Annotated in this window: 17 protein-coding genes and 1 pseudogene; 10 read left to right on the top strand and 8 right to left on the bottom strand. The window is 66.6% G+C overall.

All coding sequences use genetic code 11. The annotated features are described in order from the left end of the window. Positions 1 to 42 precede the first annotated feature (42 nt). From VML93_RS15160 to VML93_RS15145, 4 genes and pseudogenes are all read left to right on the top strand, one after another. Positions 43 to 1520: pseudogene (locus tag VML93_RS15160) on the top strand (NAD(P)H-quinone dehydrogenase). Positions 1521 to 1539: 19 nt separating this feature from the next. Then, positions 1540 to 3264, top strand: a complete 1725-nt coding sequence (locus VML93_RS15155; protein WP_325611821.1) for a glycerol-3-phosphate dehydrogenase/oxidase — start codon at positions 1540 to 1542, stop codon at positions 3262 to 3264. An 86-nt stretch (positions 3265 to 3350) separates the two neighbouring features. Further along, positions 3351 to 3794 (top strand): cyclic nucleotide-binding/CBS domain-containing protein, encoded by a 444-nt coding sequence (locus tag VML93_RS15150; protein WP_325611820.1) that lies wholly within the window; start codon positions 3351 to 3353, stop codon positions 3792 to 3794. Continuing rightward, positions 3791 to 5326, top strand: a complete 1536-nt coding sequence (locus VML93_RS15145) for an FMN-binding glutamate synthase family protein (protein ID WP_325611819.1) — start codon at positions 3791 to 3793, stop codon at positions 5324 to 5326. The genes VML93_RS15150 and VML93_RS15145 overlap by 4 nt, the downstream gene beginning before the upstream one ends. On the opposite strand, the gene VML93_RS15140 is transcribed toward VML93_RS15145, so the two are convergent. Then, positions 5300 to 5938, bottom strand: coding sequence for a DUF5994 family protein (locus VML93_RS15140; RefSeq protein ID WP_325611817.1), 639 nt, complete (start codon positions 5936 to 5938; stop codon positions 5300 to 5302). The two genes, VML93_RS15145 and VML93_RS15140, sit on opposite strands and share 27 nt — an antisense overlap. 192 nt (positions 5939 to 6130) lie before the next feature. On the opposite strand from VML93_RS15140, the gene mgtA reads away from it, so the two are divergent. Next, positions 6131 to 8758 (top strand): magnesium-translocating P-type ATPase, encoded by a 2628-nt coding sequence (gene mgtA, locus VML93_RS15135; protein WP_325611814.1) that lies wholly within the window; start codon positions 6131 to 6133, stop codon positions 8756 to 8758. Next, positions 8755 to 9621 carry a pseudouridine synthase gene (locus VML93_RS15130; RefSeq protein ID WP_325611813.1) on the top strand — a complete coding sequence of 289 codons (867 nt, stop codon included), beginning with the start codon at positions 8755 to 8757 and terminating at the stop codon, positions 9619 to 9621. Before mgtA ends, VML93_RS15130 begins: the two co-directional genes overlap by 4 nt. 5 nt (positions 9622 to 9626) lie before the next feature. On the opposite strand, the gene VML93_RS15125 is transcribed toward VML93_RS15130, so the two are convergent. Next, positions 9627 to 9950, bottom strand: coding sequence for a DUF732 domain-containing protein (locus tag VML93_RS15125; RefSeq protein WP_325611809.1), 324 nt, complete (start codon positions 9948 to 9950; stop codon positions 9627 to 9629). A gap of 447 nt (positions 9951 to 10397) precedes the next feature. Here VML93_RS15125 and pstS (VML93_RS15120) point away from each other — a divergent pair, with 447 nt between their 5' ends. Together pstS (VML93_RS15120) and VML93_RS15115 are read left to right on the top strand one after the other, a co-directional pair. Continuing rightward, positions 10398 to 11519: a phosphate ABC transporter substrate-binding protein PstS gene (gene pstS / locus VML93_RS15120; RefSeq protein WP_325611807.1), complete on the top strand. Its 1122-nt coding sequence runs from the start codon at positions 10398 to 10400 to the stop codon at positions 11517 to 11519. A 156-nt stretch (positions 11520 to 11675) separates the two neighbouring features. Next, positions 11676 to 12815, top strand: coding sequence for a PPE family protein (locus VML93_RS15115; protein ID WP_325611806.1), 1140 nt, complete (start codon positions 11676 to 11678; stop codon positions 12813 to 12815). A gap of 439 nt (positions 12816 to 13254) precedes the next feature. Here the strand turns inward: VML93_RS15115 and VML93_RS15110 are convergent, their stop codons facing one another. From VML93_RS15110 to VML93_RS15100, 3 genes are all read right to left on the bottom strand, one after another. After that, on the bottom strand, positions 13255 to 13581 hold the full coding sequence (locus VML93_RS15110) for a DUF732 domain-containing protein (RefSeq protein WP_325611804.1): 327 nt from the start codon (positions 13579 to 13581) through the stop codon (positions 13255 to 13257). A gap of 339 nt (positions 13582 to 13920) precedes the next feature. Then, positions 13921 to 14151: a hypothetical protein gene (locus VML93_RS15105; protein WP_325611802.1), complete on the bottom strand. Its 231-nt coding sequence runs from the start codon at positions 14149 to 14151 to the stop codon at positions 13921 to 13923. Between the two features lie 79 nt (positions 14152 to 14230). Then, a complete protein-coding gene (locus tag VML93_RS15100) occupies positions 14231 to 14569 on the bottom strand; it encodes a DUF732 domain-containing protein (protein WP_325611801.1) in 339 nt (112 codons plus the stop codon). Between the two features lie 160 nt (positions 14570 to 14729). Here VML93_RS15100 and VML93_RS15095 point away from each other — a divergent pair, with 160 nt between their 5' ends. Together VML93_RS15095 and pstS (VML93_RS15090) are read left to right on the top strand one after the other, a co-directional pair. Next, positions 14730 to 15644 carry a PHB depolymerase family esterase gene (locus VML93_RS15095; protein WP_325611799.1) on the top strand — a complete coding sequence of 305 codons (915 nt, stop codon included), beginning with the start codon at positions 14730 to 14732 and terminating at the stop codon, positions 15642 to 15644. A gap of 146 nt (positions 15645 to 15790) precedes the next feature. Beyond that, positions 15791 to 16903: a phosphate ABC transporter substrate-binding protein PstS gene (gene pstS, locus VML93_RS15090; RefSeq protein ID WP_325611798.1), complete on the top strand. Its 1113-nt coding sequence runs from the start codon at positions 15791 to 15793 to the stop codon at positions 16901 to 16903. An 18-nt stretch (positions 16904 to 16921) separates the two neighbouring features. Here the strand turns inward: pstS (VML93_RS15090) and VML93_RS15085 are convergent, their stop codons facing one another. The 3 genes from VML93_RS15085 to VML93_RS15075 form a co-directional block, all read right to left on the bottom strand. Further along, a complete protein-coding gene (locus VML93_RS15085; RefSeq protein WP_325611797.1) occupies positions 16922 to 17269 on the bottom strand; it encodes a DUF732 domain-containing protein in 348 nt (115 codons plus the stop codon). A gap of 132 nt (positions 17270 to 17401) precedes the next feature. After that, complete coding sequence (nei2, locus tag VML93_RS15080; RefSeq protein WP_325611795.1) at positions 17402 to 18157, bottom strand: endonuclease VIII Nei2; 756 nt, start codon at positions 18155 to 18157, stop codon at positions 17402 to 17404. 13 nt (positions 18158 to 18170) lie between these two features. Then, a partial coding sequence (locus tag VML93_RS15075; protein ID WP_422656539.1) for an Lhr family ATP-dependent helicase occupies positions 18171 to 20805 on the bottom strand: 2635 nt, incomplete at its 5' end.

Genomic DNA, 20805 nt, shown 5'->3' with positions numbered 1-20805 from the left:
CTCTACCGCACGCCGGGCGCCGCGCCAAGCTAGGTTATGCCTGTGGTGAGCCGCATCGTGATCATCGGCGGAGGCCCGGCCGGCTATGAGGCCGCTTTGGTCGCCGCAACCTCACATCCCGACACAGCCCATGTCACCGTGATCGATTGCGATGGCATCGGCGGGGCGGCCGTGCTGGAAGACTGCGTGCCGTCGAAGACGTTCATCGCGTCCACCTGGCTGCGCACCGAGCTACGCCGGGCGCCGCGGCTGGGCTTCGACATCGACATTGACGACGCCAAGATCTTGCTGCCGCAGATCCATGCCCGAGTCAAGCGGCTGGCCGGCGAGCAATCCGCCGACATCGCCAGCCAGTTGCGCAGCGCGGGTGTCGAGTTGGTCGCCGGGCGCGGCGAGTTGGTCGATCCCACCCCCGGGCTGGCGCGGCACCGCGTCAAGGCGACCGCCGCCGACGGCAGCACCAGCGAATACGACGCCGACGTGGTGCTGATCGCCACCGGCGCCAGCCCCCGGGTCCTGCCGTCGGCCCAGCCGGACGGCGAACGCATCCTGACCTGGCGCCAGCTCTACGACCTGAAGGCGTTGCCCGAGCACCTGATCGTGGTGGGTTCGGGCGTGACCGGTGCCGAGTTCGTGCACGCCTACACCGAGTTGGGTGTGCAGGTGTCGGTGGCGGCCAGCCGCGACCGGGTGTTGCCCTACGAGGACGCCGATGCCGCGCTGGTGCTGGAAGAGTCGTTCGCCGAACGGGGCGTCCAGCTGTTCAAGCACGCCCGCGCCGAGTCGGTCACCCGCACCGACTCCGGAGTCCTGGTCACCATGACCGACGGCCGCACCGTCGAGGGCAGCCACGCCCTGATGACCATCGGCTCGGTGCCCAACACCAGCGGTTTGGGCCTGGAACGCGTCGGCATCGAGCTCGCCAAAGGCGACTACCTGAAGGTGGACCGGGTTTCGCGGACCTCGGTGCCCGGGATCTACGCCGGGGGCGACTGCACCGGTCTGCTGCTGCTGGCTTCGGTCGCCGCGATGCAGGGCCGGATCGCGATGTATCACGCGCTAGGCGAAGGCGTCAGCCCGATCCGGTTGCGCACCGTGGCCGCGACGGTGTTCACCAGACCGGAGATCGCCGCGGTGGGTGTACCGCAATCGGCGATCGACGACGGGTCGTTCAGCGCGCGGACCATCATGCTGCCGTTGCGGACCAACGCACGGGCCAAGATGTCGGGCCTGCAGCAGGGTTTCGTCAAGATCTTCTGCCGCAAGTCCACCGGCGTGGTGATCGGCGGCGTGGTCGTGGCGCCGATCGCCTCGGAGCTGATCCTGCCGATCGCCGTCGCCGTGACCAACCGCATCACCGTCAACGAGTTGGCCCAGACGCTGGCCGTTTACCCGTCGCTGTCGGGTTCGGTCACCGAAGCCGCCCGGCGGCTGATGGCCCACGACGATCTGGACTGAAAGAAGGCTCCACAGCGACTGAAGAACTAGCCTGGTTGATGCACTGCCCTACCGGCCAGTAACTGACAGGAGTTTCGGCGAATGAGCAGCCCAAACCACGCCCTGGGACCCGAGCAACGCGCGGTGGCCTGGGAGCGACTCGGCGCCGAGCAGTTCGACGTGGTGGTCATCGGCGGCGGCGTGGTGGGCTCCGGGTGTGCGCTGGACGCGGCCACCCGCGGCCTCAAGGTCGCGCTGGTCGAGGCGCGGGATTTGGCGTCCGGCACATCCAGCCGCTCGTCGAAGATGTTCCACGGCGGGTTGCGTTACCTCGAGCAACTGGAGTTCGGGCTGGTCCGCGAGGCGCTTTACGAGCGTGAGCTGTCGCTGACCAAGCTGGCACCGCACCTGGTCAAGCCGTTGCCGTTCTTGTTCCCACTGACCAAGCGGGGCTGGGAACGCCCGTACATGGCCGCGGGCATCTTCCTCTACGACACCCTGGGCGGCGCGAAATCCGTTCCGGCGCAAAAGCATTTGACCCGTGCCGGCGCATTGCGACTAAGCCCGGGGTTAAAGCGGACGTCCCTGATCGGCGGTATTCGCTATTACGACACCGTCGTCGACGACGCCCGGCACACCATGACGGTCGCGCGCACCGCCGCGCATTACGGCGCCGTCGTCCGGTCCTCCACCCAGGTGGTCGCGTTGCTGCGCGAGAGCGACCGGGTCACCGGCGTGCGGGTGCGCGACTCCGAAGACGGCTCGATCACCGAGGTCCGCGGCCACGTGGTGGTCAATGCGACTGGGGTGTGGACCGACGAAATCCAGGCGTTGTCCAAGCAGCGCGGTCGATTTCAGGTACGTGCGTCCAAGGGCGTGCACGTGGTGGTGCCGCGGGACCGGATCGTCAGTGACGTCGCGATGATTTTGCGCACCGAGAAGTCGGTGATGTTCATCATCCCGTGGGGGAGCCACTGGATCATCGGCACCACCGACACCGTCTGGAACCTGGACCTGGCCCACCCGGCGGCCACCAAGGCGGACATCGACTACATCCTCGGGACGGTGAACACCGTGCTGGCGACTCCGCTGACCCATGCCGACATCGACGGCGTGTATGCCGGGCTGCGCCCACTGCTGGCCGGCGAGAGCGACGAGACCTCCAAGCTGTCCCGGGAACACGCCGTGGCGGTGCCCGCGGCCGGTCTGGTCGCCATCGCGGGCGGCAAGTACACCACCTACCGGGTGATGGCGGCCGACGCGATTGACGCTGCGGTGCAATTCATCCCGGCCCGGGTGGCGCCGTCGATCACCGACAAGGTGAGCCTGCTGGGCGCCAACGGGTACTTCGCGCTGATCAACCAGGTCGAGCACGTCGGCGAGCGAGTGGGGCTGCATTCCTACCGGGTGCGCCATCTGCTGGACCGCTACGGCTCGCTGATGGACGAGGTGCTGGCCATGGCCGCAGACCGTCCCGAGTTGCTCGGCCCGATCAAGGAGGCGCCGGGCTACCTGAAGGTGGAAGCGCTGTATGCGGCCGCCGCCGAAGGCGCACTGCATCTCGAGGACATCCTGGCCCGCCGGATGCGCATCTCCATCGAATACTCGCACCGCGGCGTCGACTGCGCCCGCGATGTGGCCGACGTGGTCGCTCCGGTGCTGGGGTGGAGCGCCGAGGACGTCAATCGTGAGGTCGCCAACTACAACGCGCGGGTGGAGGCCGAGATACTGTCGCAGGCCCAGCCCGACGACGTGTCGGCGGACGAGTTGCGGGCCAGCGCACCCGAGGCACGCGCGGAGATCCTCGAGCCGGTGCCGCTCAATTGAGTGGTCTCGGAAAGGGTGGTTTGACCCCCCGAATTGAGGACTGAGGTCACTAGTACCGACGGCAAAGCTCCTACCAGCATGGTGTCGTGACCGACATCGTCTTTCCGGGGTCGTCCCCGGGTCTGATCCCGATTTCAACCATTACCGGCGACCCGGTGGCGCGCGTCGCGGCTGATGCGACCATGGCCGACGTCGCCAAAGCCCTTGTCGCCCAAGACGTCGGAGCCATCGTGATCGGTGACGACGAGCGGCCCACCGCGCTGGTGAGCGAGCGCGACGTCGCCCGGGTGGTGGCCGGTGGGGACAATCCGGCAGCCGTGCGTGCCATCGACGTGGCCAGCACCAAGTTGGTGTGGTGCAGGGCCGAGGCCACCGCCGACGAGGTTGCGGTCCGGATGATGGACCACTACATCCGCCACGTCCTGGTGGAGCGCGACGGTGCGCTGGTCGGCATCGTCTCGGCGCGCGATCTGCTGGGTCTCTACTGCGCCTGCAGCGAAGCAGCCGACTCCGAGCTCGGTTCGACGTGAAGCGTCGATCGCTGGCCGCCGTGGGTGGTATGGCCGGGTTGGCGGGCTGGGACCTATGGCAGCGCCGGCACACCATCCTGCGGAACTACCCGATCATCGGCCACCTGCGGTTCCTTCTCGAAACGGTCGGACCGGAGTTGCGCCAGTACATCGTCACCGACAACAATGCGGAGCGACCTTTCAGCCGTGATCAACGGCGCTGGGTGTACACGTCGTCGAAGTCGACCGACCGCTACTTCGGCTTCGGCACCGACAACGACCTGGAGCACGCCCACAACTACGCGATCATCAAGCACGCCGCGTTCCCGGTGTCAGCCCCGGACGCCGAACCGGGCCACCCCGACCCGGCTGTGCCGCTGCCGGCGGCAAAGGTGCTCGGTGGCGCGCGGAACCGGGCAAGCGCATTCCGGCCTTCGTCGTTGGTCAACGTCTCGGGGATGAGCTTCGGGGCCTTGGGCGGCGCCGCCGTCACCGCGCTGAACCAGGGCGCGGCGATCGCCGGTGCCCTGCAGACGACGGGCGAGGGCGGGGTGTCGCCCTACCACCTCAGCGGTGGCGACCTCGTCTGGCAGATCGGCACCGGGTACTTCGGCTGCCGCAACGAGGACGGCACGTTCAGCCTGCCCCGACTGGTCGACCAGGTGGCCGCCACTCCGTCGATCCGGGCCATTGAGATCAAGCTCAGCCAGGGTGCCAAGCCCGGTTTGGGCGGCATGCTGCCCGGCGCCAAAGTCACCGAGGAGATCGCCGCGATCCGGGGCATTCCGGTCGGGGTGGACTGCAAGAGCCCCGCCGGGCACTCGGCGTTCAGCGACGTCGACGGGCTGCTCGAACTGGTAGAAGGCATCGCTGCGGAGACGGGTCTGCCAGTGGGCATCAAGTCCGCGGTCGGCGAAGGGCCGTTTTGGGCCGAGCTTGCCGCACGCATGACCCGCACCGGCAGGGGCGTCGACTTCGTGACCATCGACGGTGGCGAGGGTGGCACCGGCGCGGCACCGCTGGTCTTCAGCGACCACGTCGCGCTGCCGTTCAAGTGGGCCTTCCCACGCGTCTACCGAGCCTTCGCCGAGGAGGGCCGGCACGAAGATGTCGTGTTCATCGGCTCAGGCAAGCTCGGTATCCCCGAGAACGCCCTACTTGCGCTGGCGATGGGCTGCGACATGATCAATGTCGCTCGGACCGCCATGTTCTCCATCGGATGCATTCAGGCCCAGCGCTGCCACACCGGTCGCTGCCCGTCCGGCGTCGCCACCCAATCGGCGTGGCTGCAGCACGGTCTGGACCCGGCATTGAAGTCGGTGCGCTGCGCCAACTATCTCGCCACGCTGCGCTTCGAACTGCTGTGCCTGGCCCGTGCCTGCGGCCAGGTCCACCCCGCCCTGGTTCCCCTCAACGCCATCGAGCTTCTCGACGTCGACTTGCAGTCGGTGCCAGCGGAGGAGTTGTTCGACTACAAGCCCGACTGGGGTCTGCCCGGACCGGCCGACGTCGCAGCGGTCACCGCGCTAATGGCTAGCGGCTTCTCGACGTAACAGAAAATCGGCGGACGTGCTTGTCGCACGGGTTTCCAGCATCCGGTTGCGGACGATGTGTTCGACGAGGATCGGAACGAAGGTCTGTATCGGGGCGTCCACGAACTGCTGAGCGGCCTGTTCACACCACTGCTTGATCTGGGCGGTCCGCTGCGCGTCGGCGGGCTCCTCATGCTGGGCCAGCTTGTCGGCGACGTCGGACACGGTTCGCGCGGCCGCCGCGCGGTTCGCCGCCGCCACGACGTCGATGGCCGCCTCGTCGATGCGTGCCTCATCCAGGGCTTGCCGGCCGCTCTGGTCGTTGGCGTCCGGCGGGATAACGCGCAACGTCAGATGGTGACCGTCTTGCCCGATCAGGATCACGCTGGGCGGGTCGTCACTGCTGAAGCCCAGCAACTCGACACGGTGGTCGCCGACCTCGAGTACAGTCGGCGCGTCGTCCCAGCCGTGGTGGTAGCCCACCATCGCAATCGGGCCCAGTCGCTCGGACAGCGACGTCACCAATTCGGGCAACTCGTCGGCCAGCCGCCGGGACCGCGGCCACCACGCTCCGTCAATGTGCTCTGTCGACTCTTGAAAGGGTTTGATTTGCAACCGAATTGGGCGCAGCATCCCGACCGCCTGTCCACTAAATGCCCCGCCATCCAACGGTATGGTCGTGGTGACGGGCTCGCCACTGCAACGGCCCAACCCCAGGCGGCCGCCGCAAGAACATTTGGTTAACCGAGGGCCTTCTGAGGGCTTATGTCACTTGTGGACGGGGCACAAATGCGCGACAGTCACGCGGGAAGGGAGAGTCCTGCGATGTCGTTGACGCCCAAGGTGGCCGACGCGCCGGGCTCCCATGCACTGAACGCGACGCAGGTCGCCTCGGCGTCCCTCGACGAGGTGCTGCGATGGCTGGACAGCTCGGCCGCCGGGCTGTCCAGCACCCAGGCGTCGGCCCGGCTTGCGAGCCACGGCCCCAATGCAGTTCGTACCCATCAGGTCAGCGCGCTTGCGGTCTTGGCGCGTCAACTGCGGAACGCGGTGCTGATCCTGTTGGCCGGCACCGCGGCGGTCTCTTTCTTTCTGGGCGACAGCATGCAGGCGATCATCATCGGCGCAATCCTGGCCATCAGCATCGGCCTGAGCTTTGCCAATGAATATCGCGCCGAGCGCGCCGCCGCGCAGTTGCACGCCGGGGTGCACCACAACGCCTTTGTGCGCCGGGACGTAAAATTCGTCACCGTCGATGTCACGCAGCTTGTTCCGGGTGATGTGATCCGGCTGTCGCTGGGCGAGGCCGTGCCGGCCGATGTCCGCCTGATCGATGTCAGCGGCCTGGAATGCGACGAGAGCATCCTGACCGGGGAATCGACCGGCTCAGAGAAATCGCTCCAACCGGTGCCCGCCGGCGCTGAACTGGCCGAACTGACCGACCTGGCCTTCATGGGCACCATCGTCAGCGCCGGGGAGGGCGTCGCGGTGGTGTACGCCACCGGCACGGATGCCGAATTCGGGCGTATCGCAGCAGGTTTGGATACCCGGCAACCGGAAACGGAATTCCAGGTCGGGTTGCGCCGGTTCTCCTACTTATTGCTGCAAGTCGCGATGGTGTTGATGGTGGTGATCCTGCTCAGCAATCTGCTGTTGCGGAAACCGCTGATCGATTCGGTGCTGTTCTCCCTGGCCATCGCGGTCGGCATTACGCCGCAACTGCTGCCCGCCGTGGTCAGTACCAGCCTCGCGACCGGTGCACGGCAGTTGGCCAAAGCGAAAGTGCTCGTCAAGCGGTTAGTGTGCATCGAAGACCTGGGCGACATCGACATCTTGGTCACCGATAAGACCGGCACGTTGACCGAAGGCCGAATCCGCTTGATCGGCAACGTCGATGCTGCCGGTGCGCACAGCGAGTCGGTCCGGCGTCTTGGGCTGCTGGCCACCGATGTGGAGCCGGAGTCGGGCGGTGTAAGCGCCAACCCGCTCGACGCGGCGCTGTGGGAGTCCGAGCAGCCACAGCAACTGGTCGGGGGCGGCGCGCACCGCATCGCGTTGCTGCCGTTCGACCATCAGCGCCGGGCGATGTCGGTTTTGGTTGACGACAACGGCAAACGCGTGCTGGTCGTCAAGGGAGCGCCCGAACAGATCCTGAGCAGATGCCAGATGACGGCGGACGTCGCACAAGTGACCCTGGCGGCCTTGTTCACCGCCGGACGCCGCGTGGTCGCGGTGGCGGTGAAACCCGCTGCCGACCTGACCGGGATCACCCCCGCCGACGAATCCGATTTGATGTTGGCCGGCTTCCTGGTTTTCGCCGACGAGCCGAAAGCCGCCGCACGCCAGTCCCTGGCGGAACTGGCCGGCCTTGGCATCGACCTGAAGATCGCCACCGGGGACAACCCGCGGGTTGCCGAAAAGGTCTGCGCGGATCTTGGTTTGGTGTCCAAGGGCACCATCACCGGCGCGCAGCTCGAGCCGCTGGACGACGACGATTTCGTCGACGCGGCCCGTAACCGAACCATCTTCGCGCGCATCTCTCCCGAGCAGAAGGCGCGGCTGATCACCTTGCTGCGGCGCAACGGGCGATCGGTCGGCTTTCTGGGTGACGGCGTCAACGACGCGCTGGCGCTGCACGCCGCCGACGTCGGCATCTCGGTCGACAGTGCCACCGATGTCGCCAAAGACGCGGCCGACGTGGTGCTGCTGGAAAAGGATTTGGGGGTGCTGGCCACCGGCGTGGCCGAGGGCAGGCGGATCTTCGCCAACACCATCAAGTACGTGCTGATGGGCACTTCGAGCAACTTCGGCAATATGTTCAGCGCAGCCGCGGCGTCGGCACTGTTGCCGTTTCTTCCGATGCTGCCCAGCCAGATCCTGCTGAACAATCTCCTCTACGACAGCTCGCAACTGGCCATCCCGACGGACCGGGTCGACGAGGAGCAACTGCGCGCGCCGTCGCATTGGAACATCGCCTTCATTCGCCGGTTCATGCTGACTTTCGGCCCGATCAGTTCGCTGTTCGACTTTCTGACCTTCGGGCTGATGTTGGGCGTGCTGCACGCCGGTGCCGTCGAGTTCCGTACCGGCTGGTTTGTGGAATCGCTTGCGACGCAGACACTTATCATTTTCGTCATCCGTACTCGCAAGGTGCCGTTTGTGCGTAGCCGACCGAGCACCTTGCTGGCGATCACCACCCTTTCGGTGGTCGCTGCCGGCTTCCTGCTCACCATTTCGCCGCTGGCTCGTACCTTCGGCTTTACGCCATTGCCGTGGCAGTTCTACGCGGTGCTCGGCGGCTTCGTGATCATCTACCTGGTGTTGGTTGAGCTGGCCAAGGTGGTGTTTTACGCCGAGCCGATGCATCTCGTCGGACAGCCGCGCCGCACTCGCGGCCACGCCCACCGCATTCGGCGGCGCGCGAGCCGTTTCCACTACGTGGGATCTCGATGAAGCGCCCGGTACTCAGCGTTCGCGATGCGCTTGGGCCGACGCGGGTGCGGCTGAATGGCGGGCCGGTGCTGGCCGAGCTGACCGCCCGCTTCGGCGCCGCGGCCCGCGCTAAGGTGCTCGCCGGAGAGGTGGTCGACGCCGACGGGACGGTGGTCGACGACACCACCGTGCTGCCCGCCGGCTCCAGCGTCTACCTCTATCGCGACCTGCCCGACGAGGTGCCGGTGCCGTTCGACATCCCGGTGCTGTATCAGGATGCGGACATCGTGGTGGTCGACAAACCGCATTTCCTGGCGACCATGCCCAGGGGCAGCCACGTCGCGCAGACCGCGCTGGTGCGGCTGCGCCGGGAACTGGACTTGCCCGAGCTGAGCCCGGCCCACCGGCTGGACCGGCTGACCGCCGGAGTGCTGCTGTTCACCACCCGACGGGAGTTGCGCGGCACCTACCAGACGTTGTTCGCCCGCGGCCTGGTGCGCAAGACCTACCTGGCCCGCGCGGCCGTCGACCCGGCACTGGTGCTCCCGCGTGTGGTGCGCAGCCGCATCGTCAAACGCCGCGGCCGGCTGCAGGCATTCTGCGAACCGGGTGTGGCCAACGCCGAGACGCTGGTGGAGCGGATATCGCCGGACGGCCTCTACCGGCTGACACCGCGCACCGGACGCACCCACCAACTGCGGGTGCAGATGGCATCGCTGGGCCTGCCGATCATCGGTGATCCGTTGTATCCCAACGTGATTGACGTGCCCGCTGATGATTTCAGCAAGCCACTGCAGTTACTGGCGCAACACATCGAGTTCGACGATCCGCGCACCGGGCGGCGCCGGGAGTTTCTCAGCAACCGCGAGATCCGTTCTGAGTGAGCGGCCTATCCCGGCGGAATGTCGTCCTTGTGCCGCGGGCAATAGGCGTCGATGCTGGCCCCGACGAAGTAGCCGGAATGGTAGGCGGGCATGCTGCTGCTGGCCAGCACATCGTTCACTACGTCAGCAACCGATACGCCGTTGTCGAGTTTCGTGCAGACGAAATGACCTGCCTCGATCGCGTGAGCGCTGGAGACGTGGTCGGTAATGCCCTCGTTTCGCAGCGATGCCAGGAACTTGTCGTCGATAGAGTCGGCATGAGCGGTCGGGACTGAGGCCAGCAGGCTGATCAACGCGACTGCCATACCTACTATCAGGCGGGTAACCATTTCGGATGCTCCCTGAAGTCTGAAGTGAGATGCCACTGGCGGATTTCTTGGGGCTAATTCTCCCGACACGGCGACCGCACTTCCAGCATCGGGGTAGTTGTACATGCTTTGTTCACCTACCGGCCAGACGCGCGACGCATAGTGTCCGTCACCGGGAACCCGCGAAACGCCCGTGCATCGTCCTGGCCGGCTTGGCCCTTAGCGGATTCACAAGTAACCGAATCGATTTCGTGCCTCGGTGACCTCGCCGCGCAACGGCCGGGCGGTGCCTCCGAGTTGCGCTGCCGGTTCGCCGACGTGGGAACTCGCCGCATTTGGATTCACCATAAGGTCGCCTCGATGTCACCTGCCATTAAAGTCTGGTGCGCGAAATTTGCAGTAATGTTTCTCCCTGCCGTTCAGCTTTCAATCAGCAAACCGCAAATAGGGAACTAATAGGAAACTAAATTGAAACTCACAGGAATTAGGGCCTTGCCGTGCATCCTGGCTGTCATTGCGCTGGTCTTGTCTGGCTGCGGCAGTGACAATAAAGCCAATAGGTCGAGTGCGCCCAGTGCAGCGCCGGGCGGACCCCCGGCAAACGTGAGTTGCGGCGGAAAGAAGAAGCTCAAGGCCAGTGGGTCGACGGCCCAGGCCAACGCGATGACCCGGTTCGTGAAAGCCTTCGAGGACGCATGTTCGGGTCAGTCGCTGGATTACACGGGCAACGGGTCGGGCGCCGGGATTACCGACTTCACGGGTAACCAAACCGATTTCGGCGGCTCGGACTCACCGCTGAACCCGAAGGAGTACGCCGCTGCCCAGCAACGCTGTGGCTCGCCGGCGTGGAACCTGCCGGTGGTGTTCGGTCCCATCGGAATCACCTACAACGTCCATGGTGTGACGTCGTTGGTTCTGGACGGACCGACGGCCGCCAAGATCTTCAACGGCGCCATTACCGCCTGGAACGACGGTGCGATCCAAGCGCTGAACAAGGGTGTCAGTCTGCCGGCTGAGCCGATTCATGTCGTGTTCCGCAGCGACGAGTCCGGAACTTCGGACAATTTCCAGAAATACCTGGACACCGCTTCCGAAGGCGCATGGGGTAAGGGTGCCGGAAAGAAGTTCATGGGCGGCGTCGGCGAGGGCGCCATGGGTAACGACGGCACCGCCGGGGCGGTCAAGCGCACCGAAGGCGCGATCACCTACAACGAATGGTCGTTCGCCATGGCCCAACACCTGGATATGGCCAAGATCATCACGTCGGCCGGTCCGGATCCGGTGGCGATCAGCGCCGACTCGGTGGCCAAGACGATCGGCTCGGTCTGGATCGTCAACAAGGACAACGACCTTGTCCTCGACACGATCTCGTTCTACCGGCCGAACCAGCCCGGTGCCTACCCGATCGTGCTGGCGACCTATGAGATCGTCTGCTCGAAGTATCCCGATCCCCAGGTCGGTACGGCGGTGAAGGCTTTCCTACAGAGCACCATCGGGGCGGGCCAGAATGGCTTGGCGGACAACGGCTACATTCCCATTCCGGATGCGTTCAAGCCGAGGTTGTCGACTGCGGTCAACGCCATTGCGTAATCTGGGGTCGTCATAGCTCGATTAGGTCGGACGGCGAGGTTGTCGAACTGAGGCGACCGGCTGATTCACGGGGGAAGCGCAATGTTCCTGGGGTTTTCCTGGCGAAGTCAACGTAATGTTCCCCAAAATTTCCCTTTGGAGTCATTCTAGGATGTTATGGAGTTCATAGCGCTGCCGCCGGAGATCACTTCGGCGCTGATCCACTCGGGTCCCGGCGCGGAATCATTGCTCGCTGCTTCCAGCGCTTGGGAGCAGCTGGGCGCAGGGCTGGAGGATTCCATCCCGATCTACGCCTCGGCGGTGTCGTCGCTCCGTGAGGCGTGGCAGGGTCCGGCTTCGGCGGCGATGGTCTCGGCAGTCCAGCCCTATCTCGGCTGGTTGCGTACCACCGCGCAACAGTGCCAGCAGCTTGCCGCCTCTGCGCAGGCCGCCGTGACAGCCTTCAGTTCCGTTGTGTCGCAGGTGGTTCAGCCCGCAGTGGTGGCCGCCAACCGGACTCGGCTGGCACAGTTGCTGGCCACCAACGGGTTTGGCCGCAACCTTGCGGCTATCGCCGAAACCGAAGCCCAGTACCAGACCATGTGGGTGAACAACGCGTCGGCGATGTACCGCTATGAGACGACGTCGGCACAAGCTCTCGACCTGCAGCAGTTCACCACACCGCCGCAGATCGCCAATCCGACCGGGGCGGCGACTCAAGCCGCGGCGCTTCCCGCTGACGAGGTGGCTCCGCCCGTCTCTCCGATAGATGCGATATTGCAGGCGCTCGGCGTCACGTTCGACCCCAACCAAGGCTGGTTCGGACTGGGGAATACCTACGCCAACCAGTTCGTCTCGTCCGGATTTCCGATCAACCTGCTCAGCTACCTGGCGCAGAACAGCTCGGCCCAGGCCCTGCAGTCCGTGGCGCCCGAAATCGGCCAGGGTCTGTCGGAGGGGGAATCGGCCCTGGGAATGTCGGCGGCAAATTTGTCCAACGCGGTCAAAGCCCTTGGCTCGGCACCAGCGCCGACCGCAGCGGTGGGGGTCGGGGTTTCGCTGGGCAGGCTGAGCGCGCCGCCCGCGGTAGTCGGACTTTTGCCCGCCACGCAGACGCCGGTGCAACTTGCCTCCGCGGCGACCCCGCTCACCGCGGGAGACGACGGGTTCGGCATGCTCCCGCCGTTGATGCCACCACCGATCACCTCTTCGGCCGGCAGTGGTTGGCGCAAGCGCAAGCAGCCGAAGTACGAGGACCTGGAAATCGGCCTAGAACTGAAGGGGACGTTTGTTCCCCGACCGCCGTCGGCGGGATGACCCGGGATTGCCGCCGCTAGCGGTGACCGTGTAGCCGGGGTTCAGTCAGTCCGCTCTCAATTCCCTGGTCCACCGGGTTGGGCGCGGCGACACCAGCGCCGTTCGGAGCCGGGACTGGCTGAACCTGGTCGCTGCAGCTGCAGCTGAGGGTGCCGAAGACACTGGGGTCGGCGTTGGCGGGTGATGCTATCGCAAGCCAAGCACCGAGCGTGATCGCGGCGCTGAACAATGCTTTCGTGATCACAGACGGTTCTCCGTGCTCGTTGATGATCGGTTGCCAGCTGCTCATGTCCGGGTTTGCGCATGAGGTCGGGCAGAACGCACGGACGTTCGCCCCTACAGCATAACCGGCGTGACAGCCGTTCAGGTTGCCGTTGTGTTTCGCTTAGGACTCAAGATCGGTCATGGACCGAACGCTGGCTAACTCAGGCATATGCCGTCAGCTGGGGTTGCTGCCTTCTTCGGGCGTGTACTGCGGGCAGTATGCCTTGATGCTCGCGCCTACGAAGTAGCCGGAGTGGTAGGCGGGCATGGTACTGCTGTTCAACACATCACCCGCCACCTCGGCCGGCGACATGCCGCTGTCGAGTTTCGTGCAGACCGTATGAGCGGCCTCGATCGCGTGTGAGGCGGATATGTGGTCGGTGATGCCCTCGGACCGCAGCATTGCCAGGAATTTGTCGTCGTTGCTGTCGGCGTTGGCGGTCGCGACTGCTCCCAGCGGGCCAAGTAGCGCGGCAGCCATAACCAGAACGCGGATAACCATTTCGGATGCTCCCTGAAGTGAGATGTCTTGACTGACGCCACGCTGCGAGCCCCCAACGCTGAAGGCTTCAGCTCCCTAGCGAACTAATAATTCGCGCCTACGGCGACTGTTGCAACCGGGGTTCCAAGTAGCCGGAGAGTTGACACGCCTTATTCATCCGCCAGACAAGCATAGGCAGCGAAAAGGACACCGAGATGTCGGGTTTCCTAACGGGCGGTGACCTGCATTTGGCCGCTGTGTGAGGCGGCGAGCCGCATTGCCCCGGAGGGATTTTCGTGCCCAGTCAACCCATTTCTTCACGCGGAAATCAATTCGATCGTGGAACTCAACGGGCCGCGGCTAACTGTTCAGGGCGCCTTGGAAGTTTGCGAGCTCGGCCAGACCGCTTTGGATGCCCTGATCGACTGCGTCGGGCGGGGCACCGATGTCGTCCGGCGCCGGGACGGTCGGGAGCTGTTCGCAGCTGCAGCTGAGGGCGCCGAATGCGCTGGGGTCGGCGTTGGCCGGCGTTGCTGCCGCTACCGCAACACCGAGCGTGATCGCGGCGCTGAACAATGCCTTCGTGATCACAGACGCTTCTCCGAGCTTGTCGTTGATCGGATGTTACCCAGCTCGGATCGGGGATCGCGCGTCAAGCGAACGCGTGTCATCACCCGGCGAAGTTCGGGCAGTAGGCACGCACGCTTACCCCGACAAAGTAGCCGGCGTGATAGCCGTCGAGGTTGCTGCTGCGCATGATCTCGTTGGCGACGTCGATCTTGGACCTACCTCCGCGGAGCTCGTTGCAGACCTCGTGGGCGGCGCCGATAGCGCTCTCTGGTGACTCGAAGTTGATGCCCTTGGACGCCAGCGCCGCCAGAAACGCGTCATCGGTGGCGTCGGCCCGGGCGGGCGCGGCCGTCGCTGCGGTGAGGCTGAGCACAGCGATTGCCAACACAAGCTCGGCCAGTCGCACGGGCTTGGTCGAACGCATCTGGGTGGGCGTCAATGCCGAACCTCCCGTTGAGCCGAAGCACCAGTGTCCCGGGGCACGATCATTGCATGTCGGGGAACCGTCGACGTCGGATTTCGGTGCGGGCGACACGGGGTGTGGCAAATCCACCCGCCCGCCCTGATCGGCCCGTCACCGCGGTCGGTAACTTGGCGGCATGCCCTGGGCGCGATTGCTGTCGCTGGTGGTTGCCGTCGTTTGCCTGGCCGGGTGTGGGGCGCGACAAGTGCAGGCCGCGGCGCGGGATCAGTCCGGGACGTTTGCCTACGGTGGCCTGAACCGGACCTACACGGTGCATGTGCCGCCGGGTCCGCCCGTCGGCCTGGTGCTCAGCCTGCACGGCGGCGGCGGGACCGGGACCGGCCAGCAGGGCCTCACCGACTTCGACACCATTGCCGATACCAGCAACCTGCTGGTGGTCTATCCGGACGGCTATGACAAGAGCTGGGGCGACGGGAGAGGGGCGGCGCCGGCCGACCGTCGCCGTATCGACGACGTCGGATTCCTGGTCGCCCTGGTGAGCAAGCTGCAGAATGACTTCGGCGTTCCGCACGGGCATATCTTCGCCACCGGCATGTCCAACGGCGGTTTCATGTCCAACCGGCTGGCCTGTGAGCGCGCCGACCTCTTTGCCGCGATCGCGCCGGTGTCCGGGACGCTGGGGGTGGGCGTGGCGTGTAATCCGTCACGGCCCGTGTCGGTTCTGGAAGCACACGGCACCACCGATCCGGTGGTGCCGTTCAACGGCGGCGACGTGCGCGGTCGCGGCGGTATGAGCCACTCCATCTCGGCGAACAGCATGGTGGACAAGTGGCGGGCGGCCGACGGCTGCCAGGGCGCACCCACGGCGCGGGTGCTGCCCGACGTCGGGGACGGGACCCTGGTTCACCGCTTCGCGTCCACCAGCTGCGCGGCCGGCACCGAAGTGGTCTTCTATCAGATCGACAACGGCGGGCACACCTGGCCGGGCGGCAAGCAATATCTGCCCAAGGTGGTCATCGGCGCCACCACGCGCGCATTCGACGCGTCGCAGGTCATCGCCCAGTTCTTCCTGGCCCACGGCCGGGATTGAACCGCCGCCCGGCTGCCGTCCGACGATGCCTGGGCGCCCTCGCCCAAAAGGCGATCTTGATTCCGATGTTGTTACTATGCCTCATGGCCGCGACGAAGAGAGCAGTTCGGCGTGCTGCCTCGTCTGAACCATTCGAGCAAATTGCATTGAGAATTAACCGATTTGGCGCCGCGCTCGCTATTCTGGCGATTACCGCAGCGATGTTGTCGGCGTGTGGTAGCAACAACAACGGCGCGGGTGGAAGCGCACCGCCGGGCACTTCGCCGGTGAAGGTGGCCTGCGGCGGCAAGCCGACCCTGAAGGCCAGCGGTTCCACCGCCCAGGACAACGCCATGACCCGTTTCGTCAAGGCCTTCGAGCAAGCCTGTCCGGGGCAGTCCTTGAATTACACGCCCAATGGTTCCGGCGCCGGGATCATCGAATTCGTGGGCAACCAAAACGATTTCGGTGGATCCGACTCACCGTTGAGCCATGACGAGTACGCCAAGGCGCAACAGCGGTGCGGCTCGCCGGCGTGGAACCTGCCGGTGGTGTTCGGTCCCATCGCCATCGCCTACAACGTCAACGGCCTGACTTCGCTGAACCTCGACGGCCCGACCGCGGCCAGGATCTTCAACGGCGCCATCACCACCTGGAACGATCCGGTGATCCAGGCGCTGAACCCCGGCGTCACGTTGCCGCCCGGGCCGATTCACGTCGTGTTCCGCAACGACGAGTCCGGCACCACGGACAACTTCCAGAAATATCTCGACACCGCCGGCAACGGCGCGTGGGGTAAGGGTGCCGGAAAGACGTTCAAGGGCGGCGTCGGCGAGGGCACCAAGGGCAACGACGGCGCCGCCGAGGCCGTCAAGCGGACCGAAGGGTCGATCAGCTACCTCGAATGGTCGTTCGCCCAGGAGCAGCACGTGGGCATGGCCCAGATCATCACGTCGGCCGGTCCGGACCCCGTGGCGATCACTCCAGACTCGGTGGGAAAGACGATTTCCGGCGCTTTCTTCATCAAGCAGGGCAACGACCTCGCCCTCGACACCATCTCGTTCTACCGGCCCAATCAGACCGAGTCCTACCCGATCGTTTTGGCGACCTATGAGATCGTCTGCTCGAAGTACCCCGATGCGCAGGTCGCCACGGCCGTAAAGGCGTTCCTGCAAAGCACGGTGGGACCCGGACAGAACGGCCTGGCGGACAACGGATACATCCCCGTTCCGCAACAGTTCAAGTCGCGGTTGTTGACCGCGATCGACGCCATCTCGTGAGCGCAGGCCGCCCGGCCGTTACCCGGCGTGATACCTCGGGCAGAAAGCGGCGACGCTGGCACCGACGAAGAATCCGGCGCGATACCCGTCCAGGTTGCTGTTGCTCATCACGTCGTTCGCGACGTCGGACTTCTGTCTGCCACTGTCGAGTTCATCGCAGACCTCATGACCGGCGGTGAGCGCGGCTTGCGGTGACGCGAAGTTGATGCCCTTGCCCTTGAGCGCGTTCAGGAACGCATTGTCGATCGCGTCGGCATGCACGGTCGGGGTAGCCAGTGCCATCACGCTGAGCAGCGCGACTACCAGGACAGGGCCGGCCAATAGTGATCGGACGGGTGTGGGCGAACGCATTTGGCTGGTCGCCATAGCTGGAACCTCCCCGCTTCAAAGTGCTGACGGCACGGCTGGCCGATGTATTGCCGATCATTGCACGTCGCAATCAGACGAGTGACAAATGCCTGGTCTCACGCCTTGGCCCGGGCGCCCGCGCTGTCGGGCTCAGCGCTGACAGGTTGGGCACCAATACGCCACCCGGTCGCCGGCGTTGTCGGAGGCGATGGGCGTGCCGCAGCGACGGCAACCCAGCCCGCCGCGGCCGTAGACCCACAGCTGCCGGCCGGCCCGGGTGTCACCGGTGGTGCACCGATTCCAGCGGAAGCGATTGGCCCACAACATGTCCCGGGCGCGGGAGACCAGCCGTCGCGGGTCGGCCAGAGCGCTGACCGGCGCGGTGGGCAGATGTCCGCTGACGAAACACAGTTCGTTGCAGTAGACGTTGCCGACGCCGGCCAGCACCCGCTGGTCCAGCAACGCTTCGGCGAGCGGCCGGCCCGGGTGGGCGGTCAGGTTTGCGGCGGCAAGGGCAGGGTCCCAGTCCTCGCCGAGCAGATCGGGCCCCAGGTGCGCGACAACCTCGCCGTCGCGCGCCCGCTCGAGTACATCCAGCACGCCCAAGTCGATACCGATGGCGCGAATGTCGCCGGCCTCCAGAATGATTCGGGCCCGGTGATCCACTCGCGCCGGCCGGGTGCCGACGCGCCAGCTGCCGTCCATCTTCAGGTGCGAGTGGATGCTGGCCTGCCCGACCCGCAGGAACAAGTGCTTGCCGCGACTGAGCACCTCGTCCACCACCTGCCCGGTGAGGTCGACGGTGGCAAAACGTGGCACCCGGATGTCGCAGCGCGTCAGGGTGCGACCGGCCAGGTGCTTGCGCAGCTCGGCCGCCGTGTGCCAGACGGTGTCACCCTCGGGCATTACCCGTTGCGGCTCATCGCAGCCGCAACCCGCGCGGTGTGCGGGCGAAGCCGGCCTCCACCAGCCCGGCCAGGGCGGTCGAGCTTGGCCCGCCGGGGTGTAGCACGGGCACGCCGTCGACCCGCTCGACCAGGATCGACGCGACGCGGCGGGCCGCGACCAGATCGGCCAGTGCGATGGCCGCGGCATGGTTGGCCGCAGGGTCGTCGGTGAACGTCAGCAGCGACCGCCCGCCGCGCTCCAGGAACCAGGCCAGCTCGCCGTCTACCAGCACCACCAGCGCCCCGGCTTTGCGGCCCGGCCGGGCCCCGTCCGCCCCCGCGGTCGGCCAGGGCAGGGCCGCGCCGTAGGGGTTGGCCGGGTCGGCCGCGGCCAGCACGACCGCCCGGTACTCGGGCCGTTCCGGGTCAACCCCGTCGAGGTAGCTGCGCAACCGGTCGACGGTCGACGCGACGGCGAACTGCGCGCCGCCCAGCGACTCGACGAAGTAGCCCCGCTGGCATCTGCCGGCGTCCTCAAACGCGCTCAGCACCTTGTAGAGGGTGGCGAAGCCGCCCGGCACGCCCTCGGCCGCGACCGCGCCCTTGGTCAACACACCGTGGCGGTTCATCAGCAGCTCGGCCTGATAATGCGCGCGCAGGGTCGAGTCCGGCTCCGCAGCCGGCAGCGCCGACCACCGGCCGGCGACGGTCGGGTCGGTGGTGCGGGCATGAGCGTGCGCGACGCTGTAGCTGCTCAGCCGCGGCGCGCGACGCGCCCGATGCGCCGGGGCGGACCGCTTGCGCGGGGCCGCGCCGCCGCCGAGCAGCGCACGCACCGGTGCGAACGTGTCGCCGGTGACCCAGCCGGCCCAGATCAGCTCCCACAGCGCGGCCTTGAGCTGGGCCTCGGGCAGCCCGTCACGGGACAGCTGGCGGAAGAAGTACGCGCCGCCGCCGGCCAGGGTGTCCAGGATGGCCCGATGGGTGTCGGTGAACTCGATCTCGGCGGGCACGGCCAGCGTCAGGGGCGCGGAGTCGGCGGGGTGCAGCACGATCCAGCCGTCGCTGCCGGAGATCGACCCGGCGCCCGACCAGGTGACCTCCCCGGTCGCCAGCAGCTCGTCGAGCATCGACGGCGAGTAGTCCCGGACTCGGGGGGCCAGCACCAGCGGCTCCAGCGCCGAAGCCGGTATCCGCACACCGGCCAGCTGATCGATCACCGACGCGAGCCGGTCGACGCCGGCGGGCCCCGATTCCGTGGTGCCCACCTGGTGCCAGGCCGGCAGGAACCGCCCGTAGGCGGCGGTGCTGACCGGCTCCACCTGAGCGCGCAGCGCGGCCAGCGAACGTCGCCGCAGAATGCGCAGCACGTCGGTGTCACACCACTGTTCGGCTCCGGCGGCCGACAGCCCTGCTGCCGGGACGACGAAATCGCCGCGCACCACCCTTCCGTCACCGGCCAGCCGGCTCAGCACGTCGACGGTCACCCGCAGTCCCAGGCCGAACCGGGCGGCCGCCTCGGCGGTCGTGAACGGAGTGTGGGTGCGTGCGTAGCGGCCGAGCAGCTCGCCCAGCGGATCGGCCACCTCTTCGGTGAAGCTGGCCGGGACTCCGACCGGGACCGCCGCCCCGACGCCGTCGCGCAGCCGGCCGATGTCCTCGACGGCCACCCACCAATTGCTGCCCGCGTACGACACCGTCAGGGCGCGCCGCGCGGCACGCAGACCTTCCAGCCAGCCCCCGATGTCGGGGACGCCGGCCCGGCCAGCGATCTCGTCGGCGGTCAGCGGGCCGAGCAGCCGCAGCAGATCCGCGACGCCCTCGGCGTCGCGGGCGGCCCGGTCGGCCGACAGGTGTTGCAATTGGCGGCCGGTCGCAGCGACCACCTCGGGATCGAGCAGCTCGCGTAGCTCGATGCGGCCCAGCAGTTCGGCCAGCAGGGTGCTGTCCAGTGAGAGCGCGGCGGCGCGGCGCTCGGCCAGCGGGGCGTCGCCCTCGTACATGAAAGCGCCCACGTAGCCGAACAGCAGCGAGGCCGCGAACGGGGACGGTCGCTCGGTTTCCACCTCGAGGATCCGCACTCGCCGCTGGGCGATGCCGGCCATCAGCTGGACCAGCGTCGGCACGTCGTACACGTCCTGCAGGCATTCGCGGACCGTCTCCAGCACGATCGGGAAGTCGGGGTATTTGCGGGCCACCTCCAGCAGCTGGGCGGCACGCTGACGCTGTTGCCACAGCGGCGAGCGGCGGCCCGGGTGTCGCTGGGGCAGCAGCAGGGCGCGCGCCGCACATTCCCGGAACCGCGAGGCGAACAGCGCCGAGCCGCCCACCTCGGCGGTGACGATCGGGTCGATCTCGTCGGCGTCGAAGACGAACAGCTCGGCGCCGGGCGGGCTTTCTCCGGAATCCGGCAGCCGCACCACGATGCCGTCGTCGGAGGCGGTCGGCTTCTCGTCGATGTCGTATCGTTCGCGCAGCCGCCGGCTCACCGCCAGCGCGAGCGGGCCGTGCACCCGCAGCCCGTAAGGCGAGTGCAGGATCACCCGCCAGTCGCCCAGCTCGTCGTGGAACCGCTCGACCAGCAATGTCTGGTCGGTCGGTATCGCCCCGGTGGCGGTCCGCTGGTCGTCCAGCAGCACCCACAGGTTGTCGGTCGCGTAGTCGTCG

It is taken from the genome of Mycobacterium sp. (assembly GCF_035499775.1).
Lineage (GTDB): Bacteria > Actinomycetota > Actinomycetes > Mycobacteriales > Mycobacteriaceae > Mycobacterium.
Note: the sequence above shows the minus strand (reverse complement) of the source record. Positions and strands in the feature narration are given on the sequence as shown.